The sequence below is a fragment of the Centipeda felix genome (genome assembly GCF_900186465.1).
GTDB classification, from domain to species: Bacteria; Bacillota; Negativicutes; order Selenomonadales; family Selenomonadaceae; genus Centipeda; species Centipeda felix.
The window spans coordinates 177,675-201,280 of the sequence record NZ_LT891958.1 but is presented as its reverse complement, the minus strand read 5'-3'; the positions used below and the strand labels follow the sequence as shown (position 1 = coordinate 201,280).

Below are 23,606 nucleotides of genomic sequence, written 5' to 3'. Positions count from 1 at the left end.
TCAATGTAGTAGATGCACTGACGCGATGAAAACGGTATTGATGAAATGATATATGGAAATTATACTGTAAACGCAGAGGAAGTGCAAAAGGAAATTAGACTTGTTTATCATAGGTGATGTCAGAAATATTTTGTCCTGCGTTGAAATTATGTTATAATAATTCTATCAACGAATACCGTAAAGGAGAACCTATGAACGCAGAGCGCGGGCGTCAGTATCAGGATTCTGTTTTTCGTATGTATTTTAACGATGAGGCGCGTTTGCGGGAACTCGCCGGGGCTCTGCACGGGAAAATGTATTCACCCGGGGAGCGGCTCGAAATCGTGACGCTTGATGGAACATTCCTGACGCAGGTCAAGAATGATATTTCATTTCTGCTTGCGGGGCGTTATTTGGTCTTTCTTGAACATCAGAGTACGCCGAATGATAATATGCCGTTGCGTTGTCTTTACTATGTATGCGAACAGCTGCGCAAGGATATTACTGCAAAAGATCTCTACGCGAAAAAGCGGATTCGGCTTCCTGTCCCGGAATTTCATGTATTCTATACGGGTGAGGCGAATGCCCCCGAGGAATATGAGATGAGACTTTCGGATGCCTATGCCGATGCCGATGATGCTGTTAATTTGGAGCTGAAGGTAAAGTTCCACAATGTTGTCTATGCTGAGAGCAAGGCACTGCTGCACCGCTGTCGGGCACTTCGTGACTATGCGAGGTTTGTGTACTTGGTAAAGGAGCATTTGCATCGTGGGGGAGCACGCGAAGATGCAATACGTGAAACGATTCGGTATTGCATAGAACATGATATCATGAAGGATTTTTTACTTGAACATGAACGCGAGGTGGTGGATATGGTTAACTTTGAGTGGAATGAGGAGCTGTTCAGAGAGGCGGCGTTTGAACAGGGGCTGGAACAAGGTCTTGAGCAGGGACGTGTTTCTGCTGTGCTTGGCATGCTGAAGGAAAAACTCCCGCTTGAGATGATTGCGCGTGTGTCAGAGATGTCACTCGAAAAAATTCGTGAGATCGGGCAGATGCACCACTTGCTCTGAGAATGCTGCGTATGCTATAATGTGTGTGACTAATCTGTCAACAAAGGGGTGTCGGATGAAATGAGAGGCGCGGAGGCGGTTCTTGCGTGTCTGCGAGAGCAGGACGTGGATACGGTGTTTGGATACCCCGGCGGCATGATTCTGCCGCTCTACGATGCACTCTATGGACAGACGGAGATCCGTCAGATCCTCGTGACGCATGAGCAGAACGCGGCGCATGCCGCCGACGGTTATGCGCGTGCGACGGGGCGCGTCGGCGTCTGTATTGCGACCTCGGGGCCCGGCGCGACCAATCTCGTGACGGGCATCGCAACGGCGTACATGGACTCGATCCCGATGGTGGCTATCACGGGACAGGTCGATCTGGAGATGCTCGGCCGCGATGCGTTCCAGGAGACGGATATCCTCGATGTGACGATGCCCGTGACAAAGCATAACTACAAGATTAAGAACGCTGCCGATCTCGTACCGACGATCCGCGAGGCATTTGATCTCGCGCGCAGCGGGCGCCCGGGGCCCGTGCTCATCGATGTGCCGCGCAACCTCTTTCTCGAGGAGGTCGCCTATACGGAGCAGAAGCGGGCGGAGCATCAGCCCGGAAAGCCTGACGCGGATTTCATTATCTGCGCAGCGGAGGCGGCAGCGGAGATCGTGAATGCGGAACGCCCGCTTGTCATCGTGGGCGGCGGTGTGATCTCCGCCGGGGCATCGGCGGAGACGGTCGCATTCATCGAGAAATACCAGCTCCCCGTAGTTCATACCCTGATGGGGATGGGCGCTGTTCCCAGCACGCATCCGCAGATGCTTGGCTTTATCGGTATGCACGGAGCAAAGGCGGCGAACTACGCTGTCGGTGCCGCCGATCTCGTCATTGCACTCGGCAGTCGCTTTGCCGACCGCCTGACGGGCAATCTCAGCAAGTTTACGGCGAACCGCAGGTTTATCCACATCGACATCGACCCTGCAGAGATCGACAAGATTGTCGGCAGCAGCATCGGGCTTGCGGGGGATATGCGCGTTGTGCTGAACCTGCTCATGCGCAAAGAGCCCAAACGTGACCACACGGCATGGTGGCAGCAGATCCATATGTGGCAGGAGAAGTTTGAGGATGACTACCACGTCGACTCTCTGACCGTCCCCTGGGCGCTCCATCAGGTCGCGCGCATGACGGCAGGGAAGCCCTACGCCTATGTGACGGATGTGGGACAGCATCAGATGTGGGCGGCACTTCACCTGCACGTGGAGGAACCGCGGACGTGGCTGACCTCAGGCGGGCTCGGAACGATGGGCTATGGTCTGCCGGCGGCGATGGGAGCACAGGCTGCGTGGGGCGACGAGCGCCGCGTGATTCATATCACGGGCGACGGCAGTCTCAAGATGACGGGCAATGAGTTCTACACCATTGCGCGCCTCGGCCTGCCTGTGATCACGATTCTCTCGAACAACCGCAGCCTCGGAATGATCCGCCAGCTCCAGAAGAAGCTCTATAAGGAGCACTATATCGCCTGCGAGTTGGACCACGAGATGGACTATGTAAAATACGCGGAGAGTTTTGGCATCAAGGCCGTGCGCGTGTCGACGCAGGACGAGTTTGCGGCGGCACTCAGCAAGGCACTGGAGGATCGCACACATCCGCGTGTGATCGTGATGGATGTGTGCCGCAGTTTCGTGTAGCCCATGGCGAAGGGACGGTGTGTGCGATGGAATTGCCGATCACAAATGAACGGCGGACGCGCAGCGAGCGTGGTTTTTCCTTGCTCTCGACCCTCCTTGCCGTGATGATTCTGGCGGTGATCCTTGCGATTGCCGTGCCGCGTTTTTCCTCGGCACTTGCGACGGCAAACACGGTGAAGGTGCAGGCGGATCTCACGGCACTCGATACGGCGATTGTGCTCTATCAGACGGCAAAGGGGAAAAACCCCACGGACGTTGATGATCTCACGGACTACGTGACGGATCTGAAGCATCTGAAACCGCCTGCGGGGACGATACGCGCCGGCGCACAGGAACTCTCCACGGAGAACGTCTCCTATCAGATAGAGAAAAAGGATGGTGTCTGGCGTGCGACCTGCGCAGGCCGCACGGCGGAGGAGTACCATACGCGAAATTAGGACATCGTGGGATTGCCATGATTCCTTGGAGGAGGTTGGCGCGATGCAGGAGCCGGCGCACACGTTTTGTCCGTCGCGCTGTGCTGCATCAGCCCTTCTCCTGCTTTGGTGTGCGGGCAGTCTCGGCGTTCTCTCGACCTACGGTGTGGGACTGCACGGCGGATGCGGCGTGCTCTTTACGGCGGTGCTGCTCTGGCTCTCCTATCTCGATCTGCGTGATGGGATGCTCTATGACTGCATCACAATGCCATTTGCCGTCCTCGGACTGATGGTCTCAGGACTGGACTCAATTTCAGATGCACTTTTGGGCGGGACGCTTTGCGGCGTCTTATTTTATTGCCTGTACATTGCCGCGCGCGGCGGACTTGGCGGTGGTGATGTAAAGCTCGCTGCTGGACTTGGTCTTTGGCTCGGCTGGGAGGCAGCGATTGTCGCCGTCTGGACAGCGTTCCTGCTCGGCGGCGCGGCGGCGGCGTTTCTTCTCCTCACGGGGCGCAAGAGCCGGCATGATGGGATCCCGTTTGGTCCATTTCTCGCCGTCGGTGGCTATGTGGGCTATCTTGCGGGGCGGCAGCTCTGGCAGCTCTACTGGGGGCTGCCGTGATGCGGAGGGATGCACGCGGCATGATGCTCCTCCACGTCCTGCTCGCCGCGTCGATCATGGCTGTACTTGCCGCCGTCGCACTCCCGCGTGCGCGCTCTCTTTATGTGCGGGCGGCAGTGGAGTATGAGGCGGTGCATCTCATCGGCGAGCTGCGCCGCATCCAGGCAGTCAGCCGCACGACGGCGATGCCGCTCTACATGCTTGGAGGGACGGCGGCAGGGTCGCGCGAGCCGCAGCTCTATGTGCAGGGCGGCAGCTATGAAATCGTGCCGCACGGCGGGGCAGGGCGCGTTCATCGGATGCTTCCGCTCGTGCGGGTCACACAGGTGACCGCGGGCGGGAAACCTATGGCATTCGACCGCAATGGCGGCATCGGGCAGGGGAGCAATAATATGACCATTCGCATCGAGGCAGAGGGATATGCGCGGGATGCGCTGAACGTCATCATCGACAGCGCGGCACGCATCCGACTCCAGCGCGGAGGCCGCGATGAGGAATGACGCGCGCGGCTGGGTACTCATGGAGGCAGTGATCCTCGGCTGCATTGTGCTTTCCGCCGCCGCCGTGCTCGGAATCTTTGCCCGCAGTGCGCTGCTCGCAGAGCAGTCCGCCGCGCGTATGGATGCGGCGTTCTTGGCGCGGCAGGAGCTCTCTGGAATGGAGGCGGGACTTGAGCATGGGGCGTTTCCGACGGTCAGCGCGCCCTCGGTTCGCGTGAACGATGTGACCTATACCCTGCGTGCAGATGTTGTGCGGCAGGGAGATTTTTATGATGTGACCCTGCACCTCTCATGGCGCGTCTTGGGGCGCGCGGAGACGGCAGACTACGTGCGGAGGATGAAGCGATATGATACGCAGGCAGCACCGTAGAGCATGTGGGGAGCGCGGCGTCGTGCTGACAGAGCTCGCCGTCAGTCTGCCGATTTTCGCGCTCCTGCTGACCTTTCTTGTCTTTGCCCTCGTGTGGGGCTGGCGCAGCTATCAGCGTACGGCCGCCGATGCTGAGCTGCGGCAGGAGATGCAGCTCGCCATGTCGCGCATTACGGAGTCCGTGCTCTCTTCGTCATACGTTGCGCAGGACACGCAGGGCATCTATCGGATGCGGCACAGCATGGAGGAAAAGCATGTGGGGACGCCGCTGGATTCCTATTGGCTCACCGGCGGCAGACTGGTGTATCAGACGTCCGCTGCGCCGCTGACAGGCGGCTATGCAGGCGCAGGCGTACACATCTCGTCGTTTTCCATACGGCCGGACGCACAATGCCCGCGCCTCTATCACATCGAGATGACGGGCGAGAGCGTGGCGACGGGCAGAAGCTGCACTACTGCAACCTCCGTCTATCTGCGGGAGGATCAAGGTGGGCGGTAAAACATTTCGGTACGGGCAGGATGGTTTCGCCTCGGCGCTCGGACTGTGTATCCTTGCACTGCTTACCCTCATCGCGATGACCGCCGCGTCCCTGACGCGCAGCGGCGGAACTGTCGCGGCGGAGTATGAGCGTGAGATGCAGCTGCGCCTTGCGGCGGAGAGTGGTGTACTGACGGCAGCAGACACGCTGGAGCGGCATTCACCCGCCGCCGAGAAACTGCCCGCAGGGGGACGGCGGAGCGTCGCCGTGCACGATATCCCCATGGCGGCGGACATCGACCTGCACGTCGTGATCGAGCCGCAGACGGACGGAACGATCTGGGTCACGGCTGCTGCTATAGATCAGCGGCATGATACGAATGTATCGGATGGTGAGCACTGGACGCGGGCGAAGATCGTCCGTGCGCAGATGGAAAAGAAGGATGGACACTATGTTTGGCGTCGATGGTTTTAGTCTGCGCCCGCGCGAGGCGGTGGGCATCAGCATGACGGCGGAGGGGCTGCGGCTCGTCCGCCTTGCTGCACCGGAGGAGAGGGATGGAGTGTGGACGGTCACTGCATCATCGGGAGCGGCGTGTTCCTGTGACGGAGCAGATGTCGCTTCTCTCGCTGCTGCCACCTGCGCAGCGCTGGATTCGCTCGGATGGATGCACCTGCCGCTCGGTCTTGCGCTGCCTGCGGAGCTTGCCATGACGGCGGAGCGGGAACTCCCCGCCGCACTGACGGGGGCAGAGCTGCAGGCGGCACTCATCTGGGCGATGCGCGCGGAGGCGGATAGAGAGGGGAGCACACTGCCCGCCGATCTGCGGCTCTGCTGTGCGCCTATGGAGACGGATGCCAACACACACCGCTATTGGACGGCAGCCATGGAGGAGCCCCGTGTGCAGGCATACTTTTCGGCGTTCTCTGCGCGCGGCCTCCGTCTGCGTCGGCTGACGATCTGCCCGCCCGACGGCGGCACTCTTGCCCCCTTGATTGCGGCGGCACGGGAACCGCAGATGCCGTGGGAGGAGCTGGAGGAGCACCCGGGAGAGTGCACGGCAATCTATGCGGGGCTGCTCGTTCCTAAGCCTTCCTCCTCCCTCTCTTGGCAGGCAGAGCATTGCATCTTTCCGCGTCTGCGCCGCCGCGCGCCGGAGCTGACTGCGGGAGCGGCGACGCTCTTCTTTGCCGCAGCCGTGTCGGCGGATGCGGCCGGCCTTATGGCGGAGCGCACAGCGACAGAGACGGTGCAGGAGGAGCTGCGCCTTCATGATGCAGATGTACGCCGCATGGAGGAGTATGCGATGCGGCGTGCCGCTGTGGCAGAGCGTGAGCGTGCGCTGGCGGAAGTACAGGCGGAGTCCCTGCCTCTGTGTGCACTCCTCGTACATCTCGGCACGCTGCCGCTCAAAGGCATTCAGCTCACCGCGCTGCGCGCGGGGCAGATGCTGGAGATTGAGGGGGAGGCGGAGAGCTACGAGGCTCTCGCGACAATGACGGAACAGATCGCAGAGGATGGATTTTTCCGTGCCCCGCCGGTCTTGGCGGAGGTATCACGGGAGGATGGATACATCCGCTTTGTCCTGCGCACGGATGGTGTGGGGCTGTGATGCGGCGGTGGACGAAGCGTCAGCAGATGATGGCGGCGCTGATCTGGGCGTTTTTTCTTGCCCTTTTATACGCGGCACTTCTGTCGACGTATTTTTCTGCGGAGCGGGAGGCCGCGCGGGCGGAGCGCGATGCGGCACGTGCTGTCCTTGCGCGGACAGAGGTGTATCAGCGCACGGTCCACGCAGATGAGCAGGCGGAGGACAAGCTGCGTCTGCGTGAGGCACGCCTTGCGGCGGCTCTGCCTGAGGAACATGCACAGGGGGCTTTCTTTTCATCTGTAGAGCGCAGTGCCCGCCATGCCGGGGTTACACTTGTCCGCATGGTTCCGCATCCCGCCGTTTCGGATGGGGAGGTCGTACGGCAGAGTGCTGAGATTTACGTGAGCGGCGATTATTTCTCCCTGAACTCCTTTCTGCGCGAGGTGGAAAGCGGGGAACGTACGGCCGTGTTCAAGGCACTAAGTCTGACAGCGGACGGCACGATGCTCCATGCAGTGATTACAGTTGAGACGGCGGCACTGGCGGCGCACGAGTAGAGATAACTAATTTTTAATTGTTCGTTGGCAGGAAAAGTACTTAATATATCGAAATTATTACAAATATATACATATATATACAAAAAACGAAGTGGGACGATTAGAGGGGGATTCACATGGGACAGCTGCGGTTTATCACGGGGGGAGAATCGCATGGCGCGGCACTGACGGCAATCATCGATGGTCTGCCGGCGGGGCTGCAGCTCTCGCGTGCGGAGCTCGATGCCCAGCTTGCGCGCCGCCAGCGCGGCTATGGACGCGGCGGGCGCATGAAGATCGAGACGGATCGCGTGCTCGTGCTCTCGGGACTGCGCTTTGGCGAGACCATCGGCGCACCGCTTACCCTGCAGGTCGTGAACCGCGACTTTGTGAACTGGACGGATCGCATGGATCCCTTCGGCACACCGACGGGGGAGCGGATCACGGCAGTACGCCCCGGACATGCCGATCTGGCGGGCGTGCTGAAGTACGACCGCAGGGATGCGCGTGACATCCTCGAGCGGTCGAGTGCACGCGAGACGACGATGCGCGTCGCGGTCGGAGCTGTTTGCCGCCAGCTTCTCGCGGCGCTCGGCATTGACATTGCCTCCCACGTCACGGAGATCGGTGGTGTGGCCGTCGATGCGGCGGCCATCCGTGCCGACGATATCGGAGTGACCAACTCCGACGATTTGAACTGCTGTGACGCGGCAGCGGGGGCGCGCATGAGAGAGCGCATCGACGAGGCAAAACTGGCAGGGGATACGCTCGGCGGCATCTTTGAGATCGTCGTGCGTGGCCTGCCCACGGGACTTGGTACGCATACGCAGTGGGATCGGCGGCTCGATGGCCGTCTGGCGGGCGCACTCATGTCCATTCAGGCGATCAAGGGCGTGGAGATTGGCGCGGGCTTTGCGTGCGCGCATCTGCCCGGCAGTGAGATCCACGATGAGCTCTATATGGGCGCAGATGGACGTCCCTATCGCAAGACCAACCGCGCGGGCGGCCTTGAGGGCGGCATGACAAACGGAGAGCCGCTCATCGTGCGCGCGGCGATGAAGCCCATCCCGACCCTGATGGCGCCGCTGCGGACCATCGACCTCGCAACGGGGGAGGCGGTCTCGGCGAGCAAGGAGCGCAGCGACACCTGCGCCGTCCCTGCTGCCTCCGTGGTCGGTGAGGCAATGACGGCATTTGTGCTGGCGGATGCGGTATGCTCGCAATTCAGTGCGGACAGCATGACGGATCTTCAGGTGTCACTCGCTGCCTACCGCACACGCCTTGCCGAGGTGTGGCAGAATCCATGAAGAACATTGTACTGATTGGCTTTATGGGGACGGGCAAGACGAGCGTCGGGCGCCTCCTAGCGGGACGGCTCGGCTGCGCCTTTCACGATCTCGATAGAAAAATTGAGGAAGCGTGCGGCATCTCCATTCCGCAGATATTCGCGCAGTACGGCGAGCCATATTTTCGCGCACGGGAAAAGGAAGCCGTACGTGCTGCCGCCGCGCGGAGTGGGCTCGTCATCGCAACGGGCGGCGGGACGGTCAAGGATGCTGGGAACGCTGCGATCCTGCGTGAAAACGGTGTCCTTGTCGCGCTGACGGCCGATGTCGATACCATACTGCAGCGGACAGCGGCACGCGGCGCGCGCCCCGTACTCGATGGTGCCGATGCGGGCGACCGCCGTGCTGCCGTTGTGCAGCTGCTGGAGGAACGCCGCACCCTCTATGCGGGGGCGGACATTACAGTGGATACGAGCCGTCGTTCGCCGCTCGAGGTGGCAGAGTACATCGTACAGGCGACGCGGATATGGAGAAAGTGATATGAGACGTACGGTAGAGGTCGCGCTTGGTGCGCGCAGCTACGCCATCGAGATCGGCAGCGGGATGGATGAAATGCTCACGGCGTTCGTCCGTGGGGCAGGATACTCCGCACGCGGCATGATCGTCACGGATACGAACGTCGGCCCGCGCTATGCTGCCCATACGGCAGAGCAGATCGCACGCGGCGGCGTGGATGCTGCGATCGTCACCGTCCCTGCCGGAGAGTCCTCGAAGAGCCTTACCATAGCGAACGACCTCTATACGCGTGCGATTGAGCTGAGGCTCGACCGCAAATCGCCGATCTTTGCGTTCGGCGGCGGCGTCGTCGGCGATCTTGCGGGCTTTATCGCCGCAACCTACATGCGCGGCGTGCCATTTGTGCAGCTGCCGACGAGCCTCCTTGCACAGGTGGACTCGAGCGTCGGCGGCAAGGTCGCCGTCAACCATGCACTTGGCAAGAACCTCATCGGTGCATTCTACCAGCCCGACGCCGTCATCATGGATCTCGACCGTCTGCGGACGCTGCCTGCGCGCGAGATCGCGACGGGGCTCGGGGAGATCATCAAGTACGGCGTTATTGCGGATGCGGCGTTCTTCGCATGGCTGGAGGAGCATCGTGACGATGTGCTCGCACTCACTCCCACAGCGGCATCTCACATGATCGCGCGCTCCTGTGAAATCAAGGCAGACGTCGTCCGTCAGGATGAGCGCGAGGGTGGCCTGCGCCGCATCCTGAACTTCGGACATACCATCGCCCATGCGATTGAGAAAGAGACGGGTTACACGCGCTACCGCCACGGCGAGGCAGTCGCCATCGGCATGATCGGCGCGGCGCGCATCAGTACGGCGATGGGACTCCTCCCTGCGGAGACGTGTGCGCGCATCGAGCAGCTGATTGAAGCGATGGGGCTGCCCTGCTCTGTCGAGGGAGCGTTGCCGGATGCGATGTACGACGATCTCTTTCATGACAAAAAGACTGTGGATGGGCGGATTCACTGGGTCCTCGCCGAGGATATCGGCAGGGTATGTGTGCGCAGCGACGTACCCGAGGAGATCGTTCGCGAAAATATTTTAGGACTTTTTACCCACGTCCGCTATTAAGAAAAGCATTCAATGAACCGAAACAATAGATAGGAGGTGACGGATGTATGAAGCGAAGCGTGATGTTTTTTCTGTCCCTTGCACTGTTTGTGCTGGTTCTGGGCGTTGGGAGCAGTGCGTCGGCAGAGGATGAAACGCTGACGTGGGAATACTGGCAGGAGAATACCGTTGACACCAATGTCAAGGCGATGAAAGCGCCGCCCTCCTTTTCCTCGAGCGATGGGACGTGGGTGCCGTTCGACCCGCGTGAGGGGGCCTCTGCTCCCGAGGGAACGCGCAGCGCATGGCTGCGTGTCCATGTCCCGGCGGATATGCGGGGCGATGAGAGCTTCTTCTTCGCGACCATTGATCAGTCCGTCCGTGTCTATCTGGATGGATCGGCCATCTACCGCTATGGGAGCAGCGATCCGCAGCTGGAGCAGTACGGGCGCAAGTGGCATCTCGTCAATCTGCCCGCGTGGGCGGCAGGACGGGAGCTCATCATCCGCGTGACCTCGGACAATCCGTGGGTACTCACACAGCTCAACCGCGTGCATATCGATAAGGAGTCCGAACTCGTCAAGCGGCTTTTTATTTATGACTTTCCCTATGTTGCGGGGCTGACGGCCATCGTCATCTTAATGATGGTGATCGGCGTGTACTTTGTCGTCGATGCGGCACGGCGCGGCATCTATCTGCGTCTCATGCTCCTCTTGACGACGTTCTTTGTCTGGATGTTCAGCTCCTCGAACCTCATCTTCATGTGGATGGACTGGCCGGTTTTGTGGTGGCGCACAGAGCTGATCTCATCCTTCCTGCTGCCTATTGCGGGCAGCATCCTCCTCGTCGAGGTCGTGAACCGGCAGTATCGCTCGTGGATCATGCGGTTGAACAACATCTTCGTCGTGCTCCTCGTGGTCGGCATCATCGCTGAAATGATGGGGCAGTTCGGCCTCTACATGATGCAGTTCCCCTACGTGCCGGGACTCGCCGTCTGGGGCAGCTACGTCGCATACGCACTCTGGAAGTCGAGCAAGGCGGGCAACAAGCACGCCGCAGCTCTCCTGATCGCCCTGCTCATCATCGTGCCGCTCGGCATCATCGATGCGCTTGCATTCCAGTATCGGCTGTATGAGGCACAGACCTCATTTACACCGTTCAGTATCTATACGATCTCTTTCTTTATCATCCAGCTTATCCTCGACCGTGCGGAGTCCGAGCGCCGGCTCATGGAGCGCTCCAACACCCTCGAGGGAGAGGTGCAGGCAGTTAAGAAGCGCATGGAGATCGATCCGCTTACGGGGGTTTACAATCGGAACAGATTCCCATCCGCGATGCGCGACTTCACAAAGATCGCGCGAGATACAGGTGAGCCGCTCTCCCTCGTCATGTTCGACATCGACCACTTTAAGTCGATCAACGACACGTACGGACACGATGCCGGCGATGAGGTGCTCTTTGGCTTTGCACAGACCATCCGTTCCTTCCTCGATCGGCGGCACATACTCATTCGTTGGGGCGGTGAGGAATTCATCCTGCTCTGCCTGCACTATGACGGTGCAAAGGCGCAGGCATTTGCCAATCAGATCCGTGAGGGGGTCGCCAAGGCACGGCTGCTGACGGCGCAGCAGGTGACATGCAGCGGCGGCATCGGTGTCTGGCATGGTCCGGACGACGATGCCGCCGCGCTCGTCAAGCGTGCAGATACCGCTCTCTATGCATCGAAGGAGGGGGGGCGCAACCGCATCAGCTGCGAGCCGAAGGATGGGAAGACCCGCATGCCGCCGCCCCGCCCACAGGAACAGGCCCCGGTAAAAGAGAAGCAGGGGGAACATACAAAGAGCAATATAATGAATTTGCAGTGGCGCTAAAAAACGCTTGCACAGAAATCCATCTTATGATATAGTCACTGAGTATGTGTATGGGTGGTCCGCTGGGCGGCAGAGGGTCGCGTATGAACGCCCGATCGAAGGAGGAAAACGTATGAACATCATCGAAGTCCTGGAGAAGGAACAGCTCCGCTCGGATATCCCGCAGTTCGCGCCCGGTGACACAGTACGCGTCCATGCCCGTATCGTCGAGGGCACGCGTGAGCGTATCCAGGTGTTCGAGGGCGTTGTCATCGCCCGCCAGGGCACGGGTGTCCGTGAGACCTTTACCGTGCGCCGCATCGCATCGGGCGTCGGCGTTGAGCGTCTCTTCCCCGTGCACTCTCCACGCATCGCAAAGATCGAGGTGACGCGCCGCGGCATCGTCCGCCGCGCCAAGCTCTACTATCTGCGCGGTCTCACGGGCAAGGCAGCTCGTATTCGGGAAAAACGCTGATCGATGGAAGATGGGGACTGCTGCGGCAGTCCCTATTTTTCGCGTTTCTTTCATCTTTTTTCTTAGGAATCAGGGATAAAATAAAGAGGTAGATTTTATCCGTGCTTCCCGTATGGCTGGAAGGAGGCCTCTATGGAACAGGAAACATCAACGGCGTCCGAGATCAAAGACTGGATTGTCTCCATCGTCGTCGCCGTTGCTCTTGCGATGTTCATTCGCACCTTTATCGTCGAGCTCTATGTCGTTGACGGGCCGTCGATGCGCCCGACGCTCGAGTCAGAGCAGCGCCTTGTCGTCAACAAGTTCATCTACCGGTTCCATCCGCCCGAGAAGGGGGACGTACTCGTCTTTCAGTATCCGCGCGATCCGAGCCGTGACTTCATCAAGCGCGTGATCGCCGTGCCGGGGGATACGATCGAGATCCGCGAGGGGCGCGTGCTCGTCAACGATCAGCTGCTCACAGAGGACTATATCCTCGAAAAGACGCGGAGCGAGTACCCCAAGGCGACTGTGCCCGAGGGACATATCTTCGTCATGGGCGACAACCGCAACAACTCTGAGGACAGCCGCTTTGCCGACGTGGGATTCGTTCCGTACGATCTCATCAAGGGGAAGGCGATGCTCGTATTCTGGCCGATTTCGGCGTATAAGACGCTCTGACGGAGGACGACGCGATGCGCTTTGTATCATGGAATGTCAACGGCCTGCGCGCCGCACTCAAAAAGGGATTTATGGAGGCGTTCAAGGAGCTTGACGCAGACGCCTTCTGCCTGCAGGAGACGAAGATGCAGGAGGGGCAAGCGATCCTCGATCTGCCCGGCTACGAGCAGTATTTTTACAGCGCAGAGAAAAAGGGCTACTCGGGCACGGCGATCTTTACGCGCGTGAAGCCGCTCTCCGTGGCGTACGGCATCGGCATCCCCGAGCACGATCACGAGGGGCGCGTCATCACGATGGAGTTCAATGACGTCTATCTCGTCACGGTCTACACACCGAACGCAAAGCGCGCACTCGAGCGCCTCGACTATCGCATGACATGGGAGGATGCGTTCCGCGCATTCCTGCTCGATCTGCGTGCGAAAAAACCTGTCGTCGTCTGCGGCGACCTCAACGTCGCGCATACGGAGATCGACCTCAAGAATCCGAAGAGCAACCGCCGCAACGCGGGCTTTACAGACGAGGAGCGCGGCAAGTTCACGGAGCTGCTCAATGCGGGCTTTGTCGATACGTTCCGCGCGCTCTATCCCGACCTCACGGGGGCGTATACGTGGTGGTCGTATCTGCGCCATGCGCGCGAGACGAATGCAGGGTGGCGCATCGACTACTTCCTCGTCTCCGAGGAGCTGCGTGACCGCATCGCGGCGGCGGAGATCCATGCGGATGTATTCGGGAGCGATCACTGCCCCGTATCACTGACACTAAAGTAAGGGAGATTTATGGGAGCTCTGAAAGAAGAACTCGACCGCGAGATCGCGAAGCGACGCACCTTTGCCATCATCTCGCATCCGGACGCGGGCAAGACGACGCTCACCGAGAAGCTGCTGCTTTACGGCGGGGCAATCCATCTCGCGGGCTCGATCAAGTCGCGCAAGACGCAGCGTCATGCCGTCTCTGACTGGATGGAGATCGAAAAACAGCGCGGCATCTCGGTCACATCCTCCGTGCTGCAGTTCGACTATGACAGCTATCGGATCAACATCCTCGATACGCCGGGGCATCAGGACTTCAGTGAGGACACGTACCGCACGCTGATGGCGGTGGACAGTGCCGTCATGATCATCGACGCGGCAAAGGGCGTTGAGGCACAGACGCGCAAGCTGTTCCGCGTCTGCCGTCAGCGCGGCATCCCCATCTTTACCTTTGTCAACAAGCTCGACCGCTTCGGCAAGGCGCCGCTCGATCTCATGGACGAGCTGGAGAACGTACTTGGCATCCGTTCCTACCCGATGAACTGGCCGATCGGAACGGACGGCACGTATCGCGGCGTCTATGACCGCGAGAAGAATCGCATCGAGCTCTTTGCCGAGGATACGAGCCACGGGCAGGAGACGCGTGTCTCCGAGGTGTTTGAGATGGATGATCCCGCGTGGAAGGAGCGTGTCGGCGCGGAGGCCGCCGCCGCTCTTGCGGATGACATCGAGCTGCTGCGCGACGCGGGCGAGGCATTTGACCGCGCGGCGATTGATGCGGGTGAGCTGACGCCGATGTTCTTCGGCTCTGCGATGACGAATTTCGGCGTGCAGAACTTCCTTGAGGAGTATATCCGTCTCGCGCCGACGCCCGCACCGCGCATGTCTTCGGACGGCGTGATCGAGCCTGACGATGAGCAGTTCTCGGGATTCGTCTTTAAGATTCAGGCGAATATGAACCCCGCGCACCGCGACCGACTCGCTTTTATCCGCATTACCTCGGGAAAATTCGACCGCAATATGAGCGTCTGGCACGCGCCGAGCGGAAAACTTATCAAGCTCGCTCAGCCGCAGCAATTCCTCGCGCAGGATCGCCAGATCATCGACACGGCGTACCCAGGCGACATCGTGGGACTGTTTGACCCCGGCGTATTCGGCATCGGCGATACGCTCTGCGACCCCGCGCACAAGTTCAAGTTCGAGGACTTCCCCGTGTTCCCGCCCGAGCGCTTCGCACGCGTCGCGGCAAAGGATACGATGAAGCGCAAGCAGTTCGTCAAGGGCATCGAGCAGCTGACGCAGGAGGGCGCGATCCAGCTCTTTGAGCAGGTCGGTGCGGGGCTTGACAGCTATATCGTCGGCACGGTCGGCACGCTGCAGTTCGAGGTGCTCGAATACCGTCTGAAGAACGAGTACAACACGGAGATCACGATGCAGATGCAGCCGTTCGAGACGGCGCGCTGGCTCGCGTTCCCCGATGGGCGCGAGATAAAGCCCGCCGATCTGCGCGGCGCAGATCGCGGCATGTTCGTCCACGACCGCAACGGCAATCCCGTCCTCCTCGTCAACAACGAGTGGGCACTTGGCTGGATCCGCGAGAACAATCCCGACCTTGAGCTTGGACAAGTACCGTTCGACCGTAAAGAGGCATGAATAGGAACAACAAAACACAGGAGATCACGTCAATGCGCGCTGTGATCTCCTGTGTTTTAGTGTGTCCTTATTTTTTCCCCGCAAACGCGTCATCCACCCATGTGAGGACAGCGTCCTCGACGGCGTTTTCGCGCTCGTTCAGCGCCGCTCCTGCGGAGGTGATGTGCAGGCTGCGTCCGCTTTGATAGGCGATGACGATGTTGTAGGCGGGATTCTGCACCGCCTCCGCCCGTGCACCGTAGTCGTTCTCGGCAGCGAGATTGTGCGCGTCGAGCATCGCACGAAAGTCTGCTTCACGCGCCTCTGTCCATGGGACGTAGTGCTCGGCGATATCCTGAAAGCGGCCGTCTGAGAACTCCTTGCCAACGAACTCGCCGAGGCAGGTGATGAAGTGCTCGCCGTCGATGCCGCGTGCCGCGAGCTCCTCAGCGGAGAGCGCATTTTTCGCGGGGACGTCGATCAGGCAGATCATACGCATGAGCGTGCCGTCTGCGACAGGATGGCGAAACTCCATCGAGAGCTGCTGTATAGGAGTGTTCTCGACGGGCGCCGTTCTTGTCGCTGGTATGGGGGCTGTCTCTGGTGCCGCCTCAGCCTCTGCCACGAGGAGGAGCAGCGGGGCGAATATGGCGGCGCAGCAGAATCGCGCCGCTTTGTGTGCAAATGTCATCGTTGCCTCCTTAGCTAAACAAATCATTCAGTGCCTCGGTCATGGTCGGGTGGGTGTAGATGGCAGAGCCAAGCGCGGCGGCGGTAATGCCGTGGTCGATGGCCATTTTCATGAGGTTGATCATCTCCTGTGACTCAGGACAGAAGAAATGCGCACCGAGGACGATGTCGGTCTTTGCGTCAACCACGGCCTTGAGCATGCCGGCGGGCTTCTTGTAGACCTGCGCCTTCGGGATGGCAGCGACCTCTAGGCGGAGAACGCGCACGTCAAAGCCTGCCGCCTCCGCCTGTGCCTCCGTCATGCCGACGCGCGAGAGCGGCGGATCGAGGAAGACGGTGTAGGGGACGGCGCCGCGATTTGCCGTTGTGCGCGTTCCGCTGCCCACAAGTTGATCCTTTACAATGCGGAAGTCGTCGAGAGAGATGTAGGTGAACTGCAGGCCGCCCGTGACATCGCCCATCGCCCATATATACGGGACGTTCGTGCGCAGATGCTCGTCAACGGCGACCGCACCGCGCTCCGTCACAGCAACGCCCGTCGCCGCAAGATTCAGCCCTTCGATGTTCGGGCGGCGGCCCGTGGCAATGAGGATGGCGTTCGCCGCAAGCGTCTTCTCTCCGTCCGCCGTCTGCACGACGACGTTCGCAGCCTCCGCGCTGTCCTCGATGCGCTGCACCTTTGCCCCCATCAGGATATGGATGCCGCGATCATTTGTATGCTGCAGGACGCGGGCGGCGATTTCTGCATCCTCACGCGGGATGAAGGCCGTGCCGTCCTGTACGACGGTGACGGACGACCCGAAGTTGGCGTAGTATGACGCGAACTCCAGCCCAATGTAGCCGCCCCCGATGATGACGAGCTTCTCGGGCAGCTCGTCCAGCTCCATCATCGTCTCGCTTGTGTAGACGTGCGTACTCTCTGCCGCACCTTTGATCGGTGGGACAAAGGGAAGCGCGCCCGTATTGATGAAAATACGCTCCGCCGTGATGGTCTGCGCTCCGTCCGCTCCAACAATGCGCACAGTGTGTGCATCGACAAACGATGCCTCTCCGTCAATGACGACAGCACCCGCGCCCGTCACCTTGGCGTAGTTCTTTTCGCGCAGCATTTTCGTGAGGCGGCGTTTCTCTGCAATCGCCGCACGATAGCGCTCTGCCTTTGCCGCAAAGTCGCCGCCCGCCGCCGCCGAGAGACGCGCGCTGTACTCCAGCGACTTCGACGGGATGCAGGCGACGTTGATGCAGGTACCGCCGTAGCGCTCCTTTGACCGTTCGACGAGGGCGACACGCTCGCCCTTCTTCGCGAGAAAGCCCGCGAGCGTCTTGCCTGCCTTGCCAAAGCCGATGATGAGGTTTTGATATGTTGTATTTTGCATAGGGTGCTCCGTTTCTGTTAAACTTTGTATCACTGCAGTTATTATAGCATTTTTTGAGCCCATAAAGAGAATTATTGTGAAAAAAACGGGACTGCTGCATGAAGTTTGCAGCAGCCCCATTGTACTGAGCGGATCTGTATGCCTTAGGGAATCGCTGATAAAATGAGGTATGCCAGATGGCCGTGCCGAATTTGTCAGTGCTTCCTTAGACCATCTCCTCGGGATGGAATACCTCGTCGAACTTCTCTGCGGTGAGGAAGCCGAGCGCGACGCATGCCTCCTTCAGGCTGATGTTCTCATCGAACGCCTTGTGTGCCGTCTTGGCGGCGTTCTCGTAGCCGATATACGGATTGAGCGCCGTGACGAGCATGAGCGAGCGGTGCAGGTTCTCGTGCATCTTCTCGCGGTTCGCCTTGATGCCGACGGCGCAGCGGTCGTTGAACGACTTGATGGAGTCGGTGAGCAGGCGTGTCGACTGCAGGAAGTTGTAGATAATGACGGGCATGAAGACGTTGAGCTCGAAATTGCCCTGCGAGGCGGCAAAGCCGATGGCAGCATCGTTGCCCATGACCTGTACGGCGACCATTGTGACGGACTCGCACTGGGTCGGGTTGACTTTGCCCGGCATGATCGAGCTGCCGGGCTCGTTCGCGGGGATGGTGATCTCGCCGAGTCCGCAGCGCGGTCCCGAGGCGAGCCAGCGCACGTCGTTTGCAATCTTCATCATGTTGGCGGCAAGTCCCTTGAGTGCGCCGTGGGCAAAGACGACGGCATCCTTGCTCGTGAGCGCGTGGAACTTGTTCGCTGCAGTGACGAAGGGCTTGCCCGTCAGCTCGCTCGCCGCGCGTGCGACGGCGACATCAAATCCCTTCGGTGCGTTGAGTCCTGTGCCGACGGCGGTGCCGCCGAGGGCGAGCTCGTGGAGGAAGGGGAGAGATGCCTGCAGCTGTTTCTTCGACTGCTCAAGCATATCAAGCCAGCCGCTGATCTCCTGCATGAAGGAGATGGGGACGGCGTCCTGCAGATGCGTGCGTCCCGTCTTGACGATGCCGTCGTTCTCTGCCATGAGGCGACGGAAGGTTGCGGCGAGGAGGTCGATCGCGGGGAACAGCCCGTCCTCGATGGCGATGACGGCGGCGATGTGCATGGCGGTCGGGAAGGTGTCGTTCGAGCTCTGCGACATATTCGCATGGTCGTTCGGATGGAGGATTTTCTCCCCCGCGATCTCGTTGCCGCGGTTCGCGATGACCTCGTTGACGTTCATATTGGACTGCGTGCCGCTGCCCGTCTGCCATACGGCGAGCGGGAAGTGGGCGGCGAGCTTGCCGTCGAGGATCTCATCACATGCCTTGCAGATGGCGGAGAGCCGCTTCTCATCGAGCTTGCCAAGCGTGTGGTTGGCGATAGCGGCAGACTTTTTTAGGATGCCGAATGCGTGGATGATCTCGGCGGGCATCTTCTCGATGCCGATGGGGAAGTTCTCGAAGCTGCGCTCTGTCTGCGCCGCCCAGTACTTGTCTGCGGGGACTTTGACCTCGCCGAGGGAATCATGCTCAATGCGATACTCCATGGATATGAACCTCCTGTCACAAGAAAGGATAGATATTGCGGTGTGTCGTCTGCATACGCCGCGCAAACACCTCGTTGCGCAAGTGGTCGTGCGCTTGCTTCACTAGGGGGGCTTAGGGAAGCACTGATAAATTCGGCACAACCATCTTGACGCATCTTTTTTGCACGCACTTCGGTGGAAAATCCTCCACAGAGCACCACTCTGCGTCCGGTTTTCCACCTCGTTCGGACGAAAAATCTACGCCAATCTGGCAGACCTCATTTTATCAGTGATTCCCTAGGCGTATTGCAGGGACAGTTTAGAACCACAATATTCCGACAGGAACAGTATAGCACAAAATATTGCGGTTGAGAATATTTATCTAGTATTTAATTTTTTTCATAGTAGATTGCGCGAGGATGCCGATGCCCGTGCCGGTCAGGATGCCGACAACGCCGAGGAGCGGAGCGTAGAGGAGGAGTGCGCTGCTCTCCATGACAGCGGCGGCGACGAACAGCTGCGCCATGTTGTGGAGGAGTCCGCCGACGGCGCTGATGCCGACGAGGGAGAGCTGTGTGCGCCGCAGGAGGAGGGCCATCGCAGCAAAACTCGCCAGTCCGCCCGCCATGCTGTAGAGGAGTGGGGCGAATCCGCCGCCAAGGAAGGCGGATAGGAAGATGCGCAGGAGCAGGACGGCGGCAGCGTCGCGCGTACGCGGCAGGATGCGGAGCGCGATGAGGGTGACGATGGCGGCCAGCCCAAGTTTCGCGCCCGGTACAGGAAACGGCAGGGGGAGAAAGCCCTCTAGGAGGAAGAGGATGAGGGAGAGCGCAGTGAGGAGGGCGATGCGCGCCGTAAGACGAAGTGGTCTCATATCATTTCACTTCGATCAGGAGTTTGTGCGGGAGGCAGGCGATCACGTCGCCCTTTTTCTCCGCGCGTCCCGTCCGCACGCAGACCTGATCGGGGCAGTCCGCATGGACGACGGCAATACTCTCCCCCTCGATGCGGATCGTGTTCTCGCCGTGTGCGTCCGCAATCGGTATGTCCTCCGTCCCCGTGTGTCCCGTGAGCGGGATGTCATAGAGCTGTGTGCCGTCCTGCGTGATGACCGCGTGACGTGCTGCACCGTCCGTGCGCAGCGCAAAAAATATTGCGCCGATCCCGCAGAGGAGGAGCAGCGCAGCGATCAGTATGAGGTCATTTTTCTTCATGGTCAGTCCTGCCTTGACGAATGTTTTTTATCACAGTACAATAAATAAGGAATTACTGCATGTATCAGTGCTTCCATAAACAGCAATTTTCTCAAATCCCCTGACTGAGCTCGCGCTGCCAATAGGCGAGGTCGGACTCGTTCAGCGGGAGGTCGACGGTCTGCCCGTTGTCGTAATAGAAGCGCAGTCGAACGCTCACTGCCTTGCGGATGGCGGGCAGGCTGGCGCGCGGGAACACGAGGAACATCTTGTTCTCGTTCTTGTAGGGGCTGTCCGCACCCTCCACGGGATGCGGTGTATACTTTGTCGCCGCCTTCATCTCCCACGCCGCTCCGTCGGTGTAGAGGATGACGTCGGGCAGAAACTTCGCACTGTCGTAGCGATAGTCGAGCAGGGACAGCGTCGCGCCCTCAAGCCGGCCCTCTCCGGTATAGGATGCGCGAAAATCAATGGTCGCGTACGCAGAGAGACTGCGCGCACTGCGATGATCGATACGGTACGTGTACGAGAGCCCGAAGATGCCGACGAGGATGAGGAGCAGGGCGACGACGACGATCAGTTGGCGAAAGATGCTGAGCACAGGAACGCTCCTTTCTTGATTGAGATGATTATAGCATAGGGGAAATGATTTTGTCAGCAGTTTCCCGTGGGATGTGCAGGGGGGATGCTTGGGAAATGGATACGGAGGGGAAGCCATCATGGCGGTAAAGTTATTTGTGTCGGATCTGGATGGTACGATGCTGCCAAACGGCAATGTCGTTTCAGCAGAGAATATCGCGGCTGTGCAGTGTGCCGTGCGCGCGGGGATCACCGTGACGATTGCGACGGGGCGCATGTTCGAGGCGGCACTGCCCGTCGCTGAGGCGCTCGGCGTCGATGTGCCGATCATCGCCTACAACGGGGCGCTCATCAAGAGCCCGAGCGGACACATCTATGAGGAGTATGCTCTCGACCCGATGCTTGCACGGGACATTATCACCTTTGCACAGGCACGGGGCTGGTACATTCAAAGCTACAGCGGTGGTGTGCTGCGCTATGCCGTCACCTGTGAGGAGTCGCGTTTTTACGAGGATTCACAGAAGATCACCGGCAAGGCTGTTGGGAGAGATGGAATGCTTGCGTACGTGACAGGAAACTGCAAGTTGCTCCTCGTGACGGAGGGGCGCGCCGTGAGTGAGGCGCGTGCACAGATGCTCCTGGATGCGTTCGGCGCACACATCGGCGTGACGCGTTCGGCAGATCGGCTGGTCGAGATCGTTGTGAAGGGCGTCTCGAAGGCATCGGCACTCACGGCACTCGCGGCAAAGCTGGATATCCCCATTGCGGAGACAATGGCGATCGGCGATGCGTACAACGACCTGCCCATGCTGAAGGCAGCAGGCACGAGTGTTGCAATGGGGAACGCCTTCCCCGAGGTCAAGGCGGAGGCAGACTGCGAGACGCTGTCCTGCACGGAGAATGGCCTTGCGGCGGCAATCTATACGTATGTGCTCGGCATGGGTGCGGATGCACCTGTACCAATGCGGAGAGGATAAAGGCATGGCGATCAAACTCATCGCACTCGATCTCGACGGCACGCTCCTGACCTCGGACAAGACGATTACGGTGCGGACGAAGGACATCCTTGCACGCGCCATGGCACGCGGCGTCACCGTCACCATTGCGACGGGGCGGATGCTGTGCTCCGCGCTCCACTTCGCGCGGCTGCTCGGCTCGCGTGCGCCCGTCGTCTGCTGCAACGGGGCATACGTCGGCACGGGGGCGGATGCGCCGCTCTTTGCCCGCTATTTTGACCCCGCATTTGTCGGGGAGTTCCTGACGTTCTGCTACGCGCGGGACTGGTATGTGAACTGGTACAGCGGGGCGGAGATCTATGCGCCCACGTACCGGGAGGACTATTTCACCGCCTATCGGACGACGGCGAATTTCGTGGTGACGGAGGTGGGAAGCGGCTATCTCGGCTGCACGGAGAACGTACCGCAGTTCGTCCTGCGCGAGATGAAAAGCGGGGTTGACTCCTACGTCAGCGAGGTGCGGGCGCACTTCGGCGGACGCCTTGTGCCGCAGCAGAATACGGGCACGAGCGTTGACATCAACCCGCCCGGCATCAACAAGGCGGTCGGCGTGCAGGCGCTTGCGGACGCGATGGGGCTGACACTCGATGAGGTCATGGTTGCAGGCGATGCGGACAACGATGTGGAGATGCTCTCGATGGGCGCATTTTCTGTCGTCCCGGCGAATGGACTCCCCGTGGCGAAGGAGCACGCATCCTATGTCACGGCATCCAACGATGAAAACGGAATTGCCGCCGCTGTGGAAAAATTTGTACTGTAGGAGGTGACGATGATGGATATAAAACATCCCGCAGAGAAATTCCGTCCCGTGATCGTGACGGGACTGTCGGGGGGCGGAAAGTCGCTCGCCGCGCGCTATATGGAGGATCTCGGCTACTTTTGCGTGGACAACCTCCCGCCGGTATTCATTCCAAAGTTCATTAATCTCTGTCGTGAGACGCACGGGCAGATCAGTCGTGCCGCCATCGTGGTGGACACGCGCAGCCGCGAGTTCTTCGACGACTTCGTGCGCGTGCTCGGTGAGCTGGATGCGGGCGGCGTGCCCTACGAGCTGCTCTTTATCGAGGCCTCGGACGATGTGATCATCCGTCGCTACAAGGAGACGCGGCGGCCACATCCGCTCGCCCCGGATGCGCGCATCTCCGAGGGCGTGACGCGCGAGCGGAACCGCCTCGCGCCCATACGGGAACGTGCGACGCAGATCGTCGACACATCGAAGCTGCGCAAGGCGGAGCTGCGCGACATCATCCGCCGCCACTACGATGCGCCGGGCGCGGATGCGCAGATGAGCGTGAACATCCTGTCGTTTGGCTTTAAGTACGGCATCCCGCTCGATGCCGATCTCGTCTTTGACGTGCGCTTTTTGCCGAACCCGTTCTACATCGACTCCCTCCGCAGCAAGAGCGGCACTGTTCCGCAGGTCGCGTCCTACATCGAGTCATGGGATGTGACGCAGAAGTTCGAGGAACATCTCGACAACTTCGTCGATTTTCTCCTGCCGCAGTATGTGAAGGAGGGGAAGAGCCAGCTCGTGATCGCCGTCGGCTGTACGGGCGGGATGCACCGCAGTGTCTTTATCGCAAAGCATCTCTATGACCGTATCAAGAAACACTATGCGGCGCATCTGGAACATCGTGACCTCATGAAGAATGAGGTGCGGGAACACGTGAGCGAGGGATGACGAATCC

27 protein-coding genes are annotated in these 23,606 nt (G+C 59.8%); 21 read left to right on the top strand and 6 right to left on the bottom strand.

Annotated elements, in window-relative coordinates:
* Positions 1 to 191 precede the first annotated feature (191 nt).
* The 18 genes from C1713_RS05345 to C1713_RS05260 all read left to right on the top strand — a co-directional run bounded on the left by C1713_RS05345 (position 192) and on the right by C1713_RS05260 (position 15,536).
* Positions 192 to 1,052: an RpnC/YadD family protein gene (locus C1713_RS05345; protein ID WP_102493274.1), complete on the top strand. Its 861-nt coding sequence runs from the start codon at positions 192 to 194 to the stop codon at positions 1,050 to 1,052.
* 60 nt (positions 1,053 to 1,112) lie between these two features.
* The gene (gene ilvB, locus C1713_RS05340) at positions 1,113 to 2,726 is read left to right on the top strand and encodes a biosynthetic-type acetolactate synthase large subunit (RefSeq protein ID WP_102493273.1); all 1,614 of its coding nucleotides are present in this window, start codon (positions 1,113 to 1,115) and stop codon (positions 2,724 to 2,726) included.
* Positions 2,727 to 2,752: 26 nt separating this feature from the next.
* On the top strand, positions 2,753 to 3,163 hold the full coding sequence (locus tag C1713_RS05335; RefSeq protein WP_102493272.1) for a competence type IV pilus major pilin ComGC: 411 nt from the start codon (positions 2,753 to 2,755) through the stop codon (positions 3,161 to 3,163).
* 43 nt (positions 3,164 to 3,206) lie between these two features.
* Complete coding sequence (locus C1713_RS05330) at positions 3,207 to 3,767, top strand: prepilin peptidase (protein WP_102493271.1); 561 nt, start codon at positions 3,207 to 3,209, stop codon at positions 3,765 to 3,767.
* Entirely contained in the window at positions 3,767 to 4,267 is a 501-nt protein-coding gene (locus tag C1713_RS05325) for a pilus assembly FimT family protein (protein ID WP_102493270.1), read from the top strand. The genes C1713_RS05330 and C1713_RS05325 overlap by 1 nt, the downstream gene beginning before the upstream one ends.
* Positions 4,257 to 4,637 carry a hypothetical protein gene (locus C1713_RS05320; RefSeq protein ID WP_009754011.1) on the top strand — a complete coding sequence of 127 codons (381 nt, stop codon included), beginning with the start codon at positions 4,257 to 4,259 and terminating at the stop codon, positions 4,635 to 4,637. The genes C1713_RS05325 and C1713_RS05320 overlap by 11 nt, the downstream gene beginning before the upstream one ends.
* Complete coding sequence (locus C1713_RS05315; protein ID WP_102493269.1) at positions 4,615 to 5,136, top strand: PulJ/GspJ family protein; 522 nt, start codon at positions 4,615 to 4,617, stop codon at positions 5,134 to 5,136. Before C1713_RS05320 ends, C1713_RS05315 begins: the two co-directional genes overlap by 23 nt.
* Positions 5,126 to 5,590: a hypothetical protein gene (locus C1713_RS05310; RefSeq protein WP_102493268.1), complete on the top strand. Its 465-nt coding sequence runs from the start codon at positions 5,126 to 5,128 to the stop codon at positions 5,588 to 5,590. The genes C1713_RS05315 and C1713_RS05310 overlap by 11 nt, the downstream gene beginning before the upstream one ends.
* Positions 5,568 to 6,728 (top strand): PilN domain-containing protein, encoded by a 1,161-nt coding sequence (locus C1713_RS05305; protein ID WP_102493267.1) that lies wholly within the window; start codon positions 5,568 to 5,570, stop codon positions 6,726 to 6,728. The genes C1713_RS05310 and C1713_RS05305 overlap by 23 nt, the downstream gene beginning before the upstream one ends.
* Positions 6,728 to 7,264, top strand: a complete 537-nt coding sequence (pilO, locus tag C1713_RS05300; protein ID WP_102493266.1) for a type 4a pilus biogenesis protein PilO — start codon at positions 6,728 to 6,730, stop codon at positions 7,262 to 7,264. Before C1713_RS05305 ends, pilO begins: the two co-directional genes overlap by 1 nt.
* Before the next feature lie 116 nt (positions 7,265 to 7,380).
* A complete protein-coding gene (aroC, locus tag C1713_RS05295) occupies positions 7,381 to 8,550 on the top strand; it encodes a chorismate synthase (protein ID WP_102493265.1) in 1,170 nt (389 codons plus the stop codon).
* Positions 8,547 to 9,068, top strand: coding sequence for a shikimate kinase (locus C1713_RS05290; protein WP_102493264.1), 522 nt, complete (start codon positions 8,547 to 8,549; stop codon positions 9,066 to 9,068). The genes aroC and C1713_RS05290 overlap by 4 nt, the downstream gene beginning before the upstream one ends.
* A gap of 1 nt (position 9,069) precedes the next feature.
* Positions 9,070 to 10,170, top strand: coding sequence for a 3-dehydroquinate synthase (gene aroB, locus C1713_RS05285; RefSeq protein ID WP_102493263.1), 1,101 nt, complete (start codon positions 9,070 to 9,072; stop codon positions 10,168 to 10,170).
* Between the two features lie 47 nt (positions 10,171 to 10,217).
* Positions 10,218 to 12,020 carry a GGDEF domain-containing protein gene (locus C1713_RS05280; RefSeq protein ID WP_102493262.1) on the top strand — a complete coding sequence of 601 codons (1,803 nt, stop codon included), beginning with the start codon at positions 10,218 to 10,220 and terminating at the stop codon, positions 12,018 to 12,020.
* Between the two features lie 112 nt (positions 12,021 to 12,132).
* The gene (gene rplS, locus C1713_RS05275; RefSeq protein ID WP_009754020.1) at positions 12,133 to 12,474 is read left to right on the top strand and encodes a 50S ribosomal protein L19; all 342 of its coding nucleotides are present in this window, start codon (positions 12,133 to 12,135) and stop codon (positions 12,472 to 12,474) included.
* A gap of 132 nt (positions 12,475 to 12,606) precedes the next feature.
* Positions 12,607 to 13,134, top strand: a complete 528-nt coding sequence (lepB, locus tag C1713_RS05270) for a signal peptidase I (protein ID WP_009754021.1) — start codon at positions 12,607 to 12,609, stop codon at positions 13,132 to 13,134.
* 14 nt (positions 13,135 to 13,148) lie between these two features.
* Positions 13,149 to 13,901, top strand: a complete 753-nt coding sequence (locus C1713_RS05265) for an exodeoxyribonuclease III (RefSeq protein WP_009754022.1) — start codon at positions 13,149 to 13,151, stop codon at positions 13,899 to 13,901.
* Positions 13,902 to 13,910: 9 nt separating this feature from the next.
* Positions 13,911 to 15,536: a peptide chain release factor 3 gene (locus C1713_RS05260; RefSeq protein WP_102493261.1), complete on the top strand. Its 1,626-nt coding sequence runs from the start codon at positions 13,911 to 13,913 to the stop codon at positions 15,534 to 15,536.
* Between the two features lie 67 nt (positions 15,537 to 15,603).
* Here C1713_RS05260 and C1713_RS05255 read toward each other — a convergent pair whose 3' ends face one another.
* The 6 genes from C1713_RS05255 to C1713_RS05225 form a co-directional block, all read right to left on the bottom strand.
* Positions 15,604 to 16,206, bottom strand: coding sequence for a hypothetical protein (locus tag C1713_RS05255; RefSeq protein WP_050341397.1), 603 nt, complete (start codon positions 16,204 to 16,206; stop codon positions 15,604 to 15,606).
* Positions 16,207 to 16,216: 10 nt separating this feature from the next.
* On the bottom strand, positions 16,217 to 17,581 hold the full coding sequence (locus C1713_RS05250) for an FAD-dependent oxidoreductase (protein WP_102493260.1): 1,365 nt from the start codon (positions 17,579 to 17,581) through the stop codon (positions 16,217 to 16,219).
* 205 nt (positions 17,582 to 17,786) lie between these two features.
* A complete protein-coding gene (fumC, locus tag C1713_RS05245) occupies positions 17,787 to 19,151 on the bottom strand; it encodes a class II fumarate hydratase (RefSeq protein WP_102493259.1) in 1,365 nt (454 codons plus the stop codon).
* Positions 19,152 to 19,512: 361 nt separating this feature from the next.
* On the bottom strand, positions 19,513 to 20,004 hold the full coding sequence (locus tag C1713_RS05235; protein ID WP_102493258.1) for a Gx transporter family protein: 492 nt from the start codon (positions 20,002 to 20,004) through the stop codon (positions 19,513 to 19,515).
* A 1-nt stretch (position 20,005) separates the two neighbouring features.
* Positions 20,006 to 20,344 (bottom strand): NusG domain II-containing protein, encoded by a 339-nt coding sequence (locus C1713_RS05230; RefSeq protein ID WP_050341390.1) that lies wholly within the window; start codon positions 20,342 to 20,344, stop codon positions 20,006 to 20,008.
* A 91-nt stretch (positions 20,345 to 20,435) separates the two neighbouring features.
* Positions 20,436 to 20,924 carry a hypothetical protein gene (locus C1713_RS05225; RefSeq protein WP_102493257.1) on the bottom strand — a complete coding sequence of 163 codons (489 nt, stop codon included), beginning with the start codon at positions 20,922 to 20,924 and terminating at the stop codon, positions 20,436 to 20,438.
* A 118-nt stretch (positions 20,925 to 21,042) separates the two neighbouring features.
* Here C1713_RS05225 and C1713_RS05220 point away from each other — a divergent pair, with 118 nt between their 5' ends.
* Genes C1713_RS05220 through rapZ form a run of 3 tightly spaced genes read left to right on the top strand, consistent with a single transcriptional unit; the run spans position 21,043 to position 23,599 of the window.
* Positions 21,043 to 21,879, top strand: a complete 837-nt coding sequence (locus C1713_RS05220) for a Cof-type HAD-IIB family hydrolase (RefSeq protein ID WP_102493256.1) — start codon at positions 21,043 to 21,045, stop codon at positions 21,877 to 21,879.
* 4 nt (positions 21,880 to 21,883) lie between these two features.
* Positions 21,884 to 22,678, top strand: a complete 795-nt coding sequence (locus C1713_RS05215) for a Cof-type HAD-IIB family hydrolase (protein ID WP_061946301.1) — start codon at positions 21,884 to 21,886, stop codon at positions 22,676 to 22,678.
* Positions 22,679 to 22,687: 9 nt separating this feature from the next.
* Complete coding sequence (rapZ, locus tag C1713_RS05210; RefSeq protein ID WP_009754032.1) at positions 22,688 to 23,599, top strand: RNase adapter RapZ; 912 nt, start codon at positions 22,688 to 22,690, stop codon at positions 23,597 to 23,599.
* The last annotated feature ends 7 nt before the right edge of the window (positions 23,600 to 23,606 follow it).

Excerpts from the sequence above, each read along its gene's own strand:
- C1713_RS05345 (WP_102493274.1), top strand. The coding sequence starts at position 192 with ATGAACGCAGAGCGCGGGCGTCAGTATCAGGATTCTGTTTTTCGTATG.
- ilvB (WP_102493273.1), top strand. The coding sequence starts at position 1,113 with ATGAGAGGCGCGGAGGCGGTTCTTGCGTGTCTGCGAGAGCAGGACGTG.
- C1713_RS05335 (WP_102493272.1), top strand. The coding sequence starts at position 2,753 with ATGGAATTGCCGATCACAAATGAACGGCGGACGCGCAGCGAGCGTGGT.
- C1713_RS05330 (WP_102493271.1), top strand. The coding sequence starts at position 3,207 with ATGCAGGAGCCGGCGCACACGTTTTGTCCGTCGCGCTGTGCTGCATCA.
- C1713_RS05325 (WP_102493270.1), top strand. The coding sequence starts at position 3,767 with ATGCGGAGGGATGCACGCGGCATGATGCTCCTCCACGTCCTGCTCGCC.
- C1713_RS05320 (WP_009754011.1), top strand. The coding sequence starts at position 4,257 with ATGAGGAATGACGCGCGCGGCTGGGTACTCATGGAGGCAGTGATCCTC.
- C1713_RS05315 (WP_102493269.1), top strand. The coding sequence starts at position 4,615 with ATGATACGCAGGCAGCACCGTAGAGCATGTGGGGAGCGCGGCGTCGTG.
- C1713_RS05305 (WP_102493267.1), top strand. The coding sequence starts at position 5,568 with ATGTTTGGCGTCGATGGTTTTAGTCTGCGCCCGCGCGAGGCGGTGGGC.
- pilO (WP_102493266.1), top strand. The coding sequence starts at position 6,728 with ATGCGGCGGTGGACGAAGCGTCAGCAGATGATGGCGGCGCTGATCTGG.
- aroC (WP_102493265.1), top strand. The coding sequence starts at position 7,381 with ATGGGACAGCTGCGGTTTATCACGGGGGGAGAATCGCATGGCGCGGCA.
- C1713_RS05290 (WP_102493264.1), top strand. The coding sequence starts at position 8,547 with ATGAAGAACATTGTACTGATTGGCTTTATGGGGACGGGCAAGACGAGC.
- aroB (WP_102493263.1), top strand. The coding sequence starts at position 9,070 with ATGAGACGTACGGTAGAGGTCGCGCTTGGTGCGCGCAGCTACGCCATC.
- C1713_RS05280 (WP_102493262.1), top strand. The coding sequence starts at position 10,218 with ATGAAGCGAAGCGTGATGTTTTTTCTGTCCCTTGCACTGTTTGTGCTG.
- rplS (WP_009754020.1), top strand. The coding sequence starts at position 12,133 with ATGAACATCATCGAAGTCCTGGAGAAGGAACAGCTCCGCTCGGATATC.
- lepB (WP_009754021.1), top strand. The coding sequence starts at position 12,607 with ATGGAACAGGAAACATCAACGGCGTCCGAGATCAAAGACTGGATTGTC.
- C1713_RS05265 (WP_009754022.1), top strand. The coding sequence starts at position 13,149 with ATGCGCTTTGTATCATGGAATGTCAACGGCCTGCGCGCCGCACTCAAA.
- C1713_RS05260 (WP_102493261.1), top strand. The coding sequence starts at position 13,911 with ATGGGAGCTCTGAAAGAAGAACTCGACCGCGAGATCGCGAAGCGACGC.
- C1713_RS05255 (WP_050341397.1), bottom strand. The coding sequence starts at position 16,206 with ATGACATTTGCACACAAAGCGGCGCGATTCTGCTGCGCCGCCATATTC.
- C1713_RS05250 (WP_102493260.1), bottom strand. The coding sequence starts at position 17,581 with ATGCAAAATACAACATATCAAAACCTCATCATCGGCTTTGGCAAGGCA.
- fumC (WP_102493259.1), bottom strand. The coding sequence starts at position 19,151 with ATGGAGTATCGCATTGAGCATGATTCCCTCGGCGAGGTCAAAGTCCCC.
- C1713_RS05235 (WP_102493258.1), bottom strand. The coding sequence starts at position 20,004 with ATGAGACCACTTCGTCTTACGGCGCGCATCGCCCTCCTCACTGCGCTC.
- C1713_RS05230 (WP_050341390.1), bottom strand. The coding sequence starts at position 20,344 with ATGAAGAAAAATGACCTCATACTGATCGCTGCGCTGCTCCTCCTCTGC.
- C1713_RS05220 (WP_102493256.1), top strand. The coding sequence starts at position 21,043 with ATGGCGGTAAAGTTATTTGTGTCGGATCTGGATGGTACGATGCTGCCA.
- C1713_RS05215 (WP_061946301.1), top strand. The coding sequence starts at position 21,884 with ATGGCGATCAAACTCATCGCACTCGATCTCGACGGCACGCTCCTGACC.
- rapZ (WP_009754032.1), top strand. The coding sequence starts at position 22,688 with ATGATGGATATAAAACATCCCGCAGAGAAATTCCGTCCCGTGATCGTG.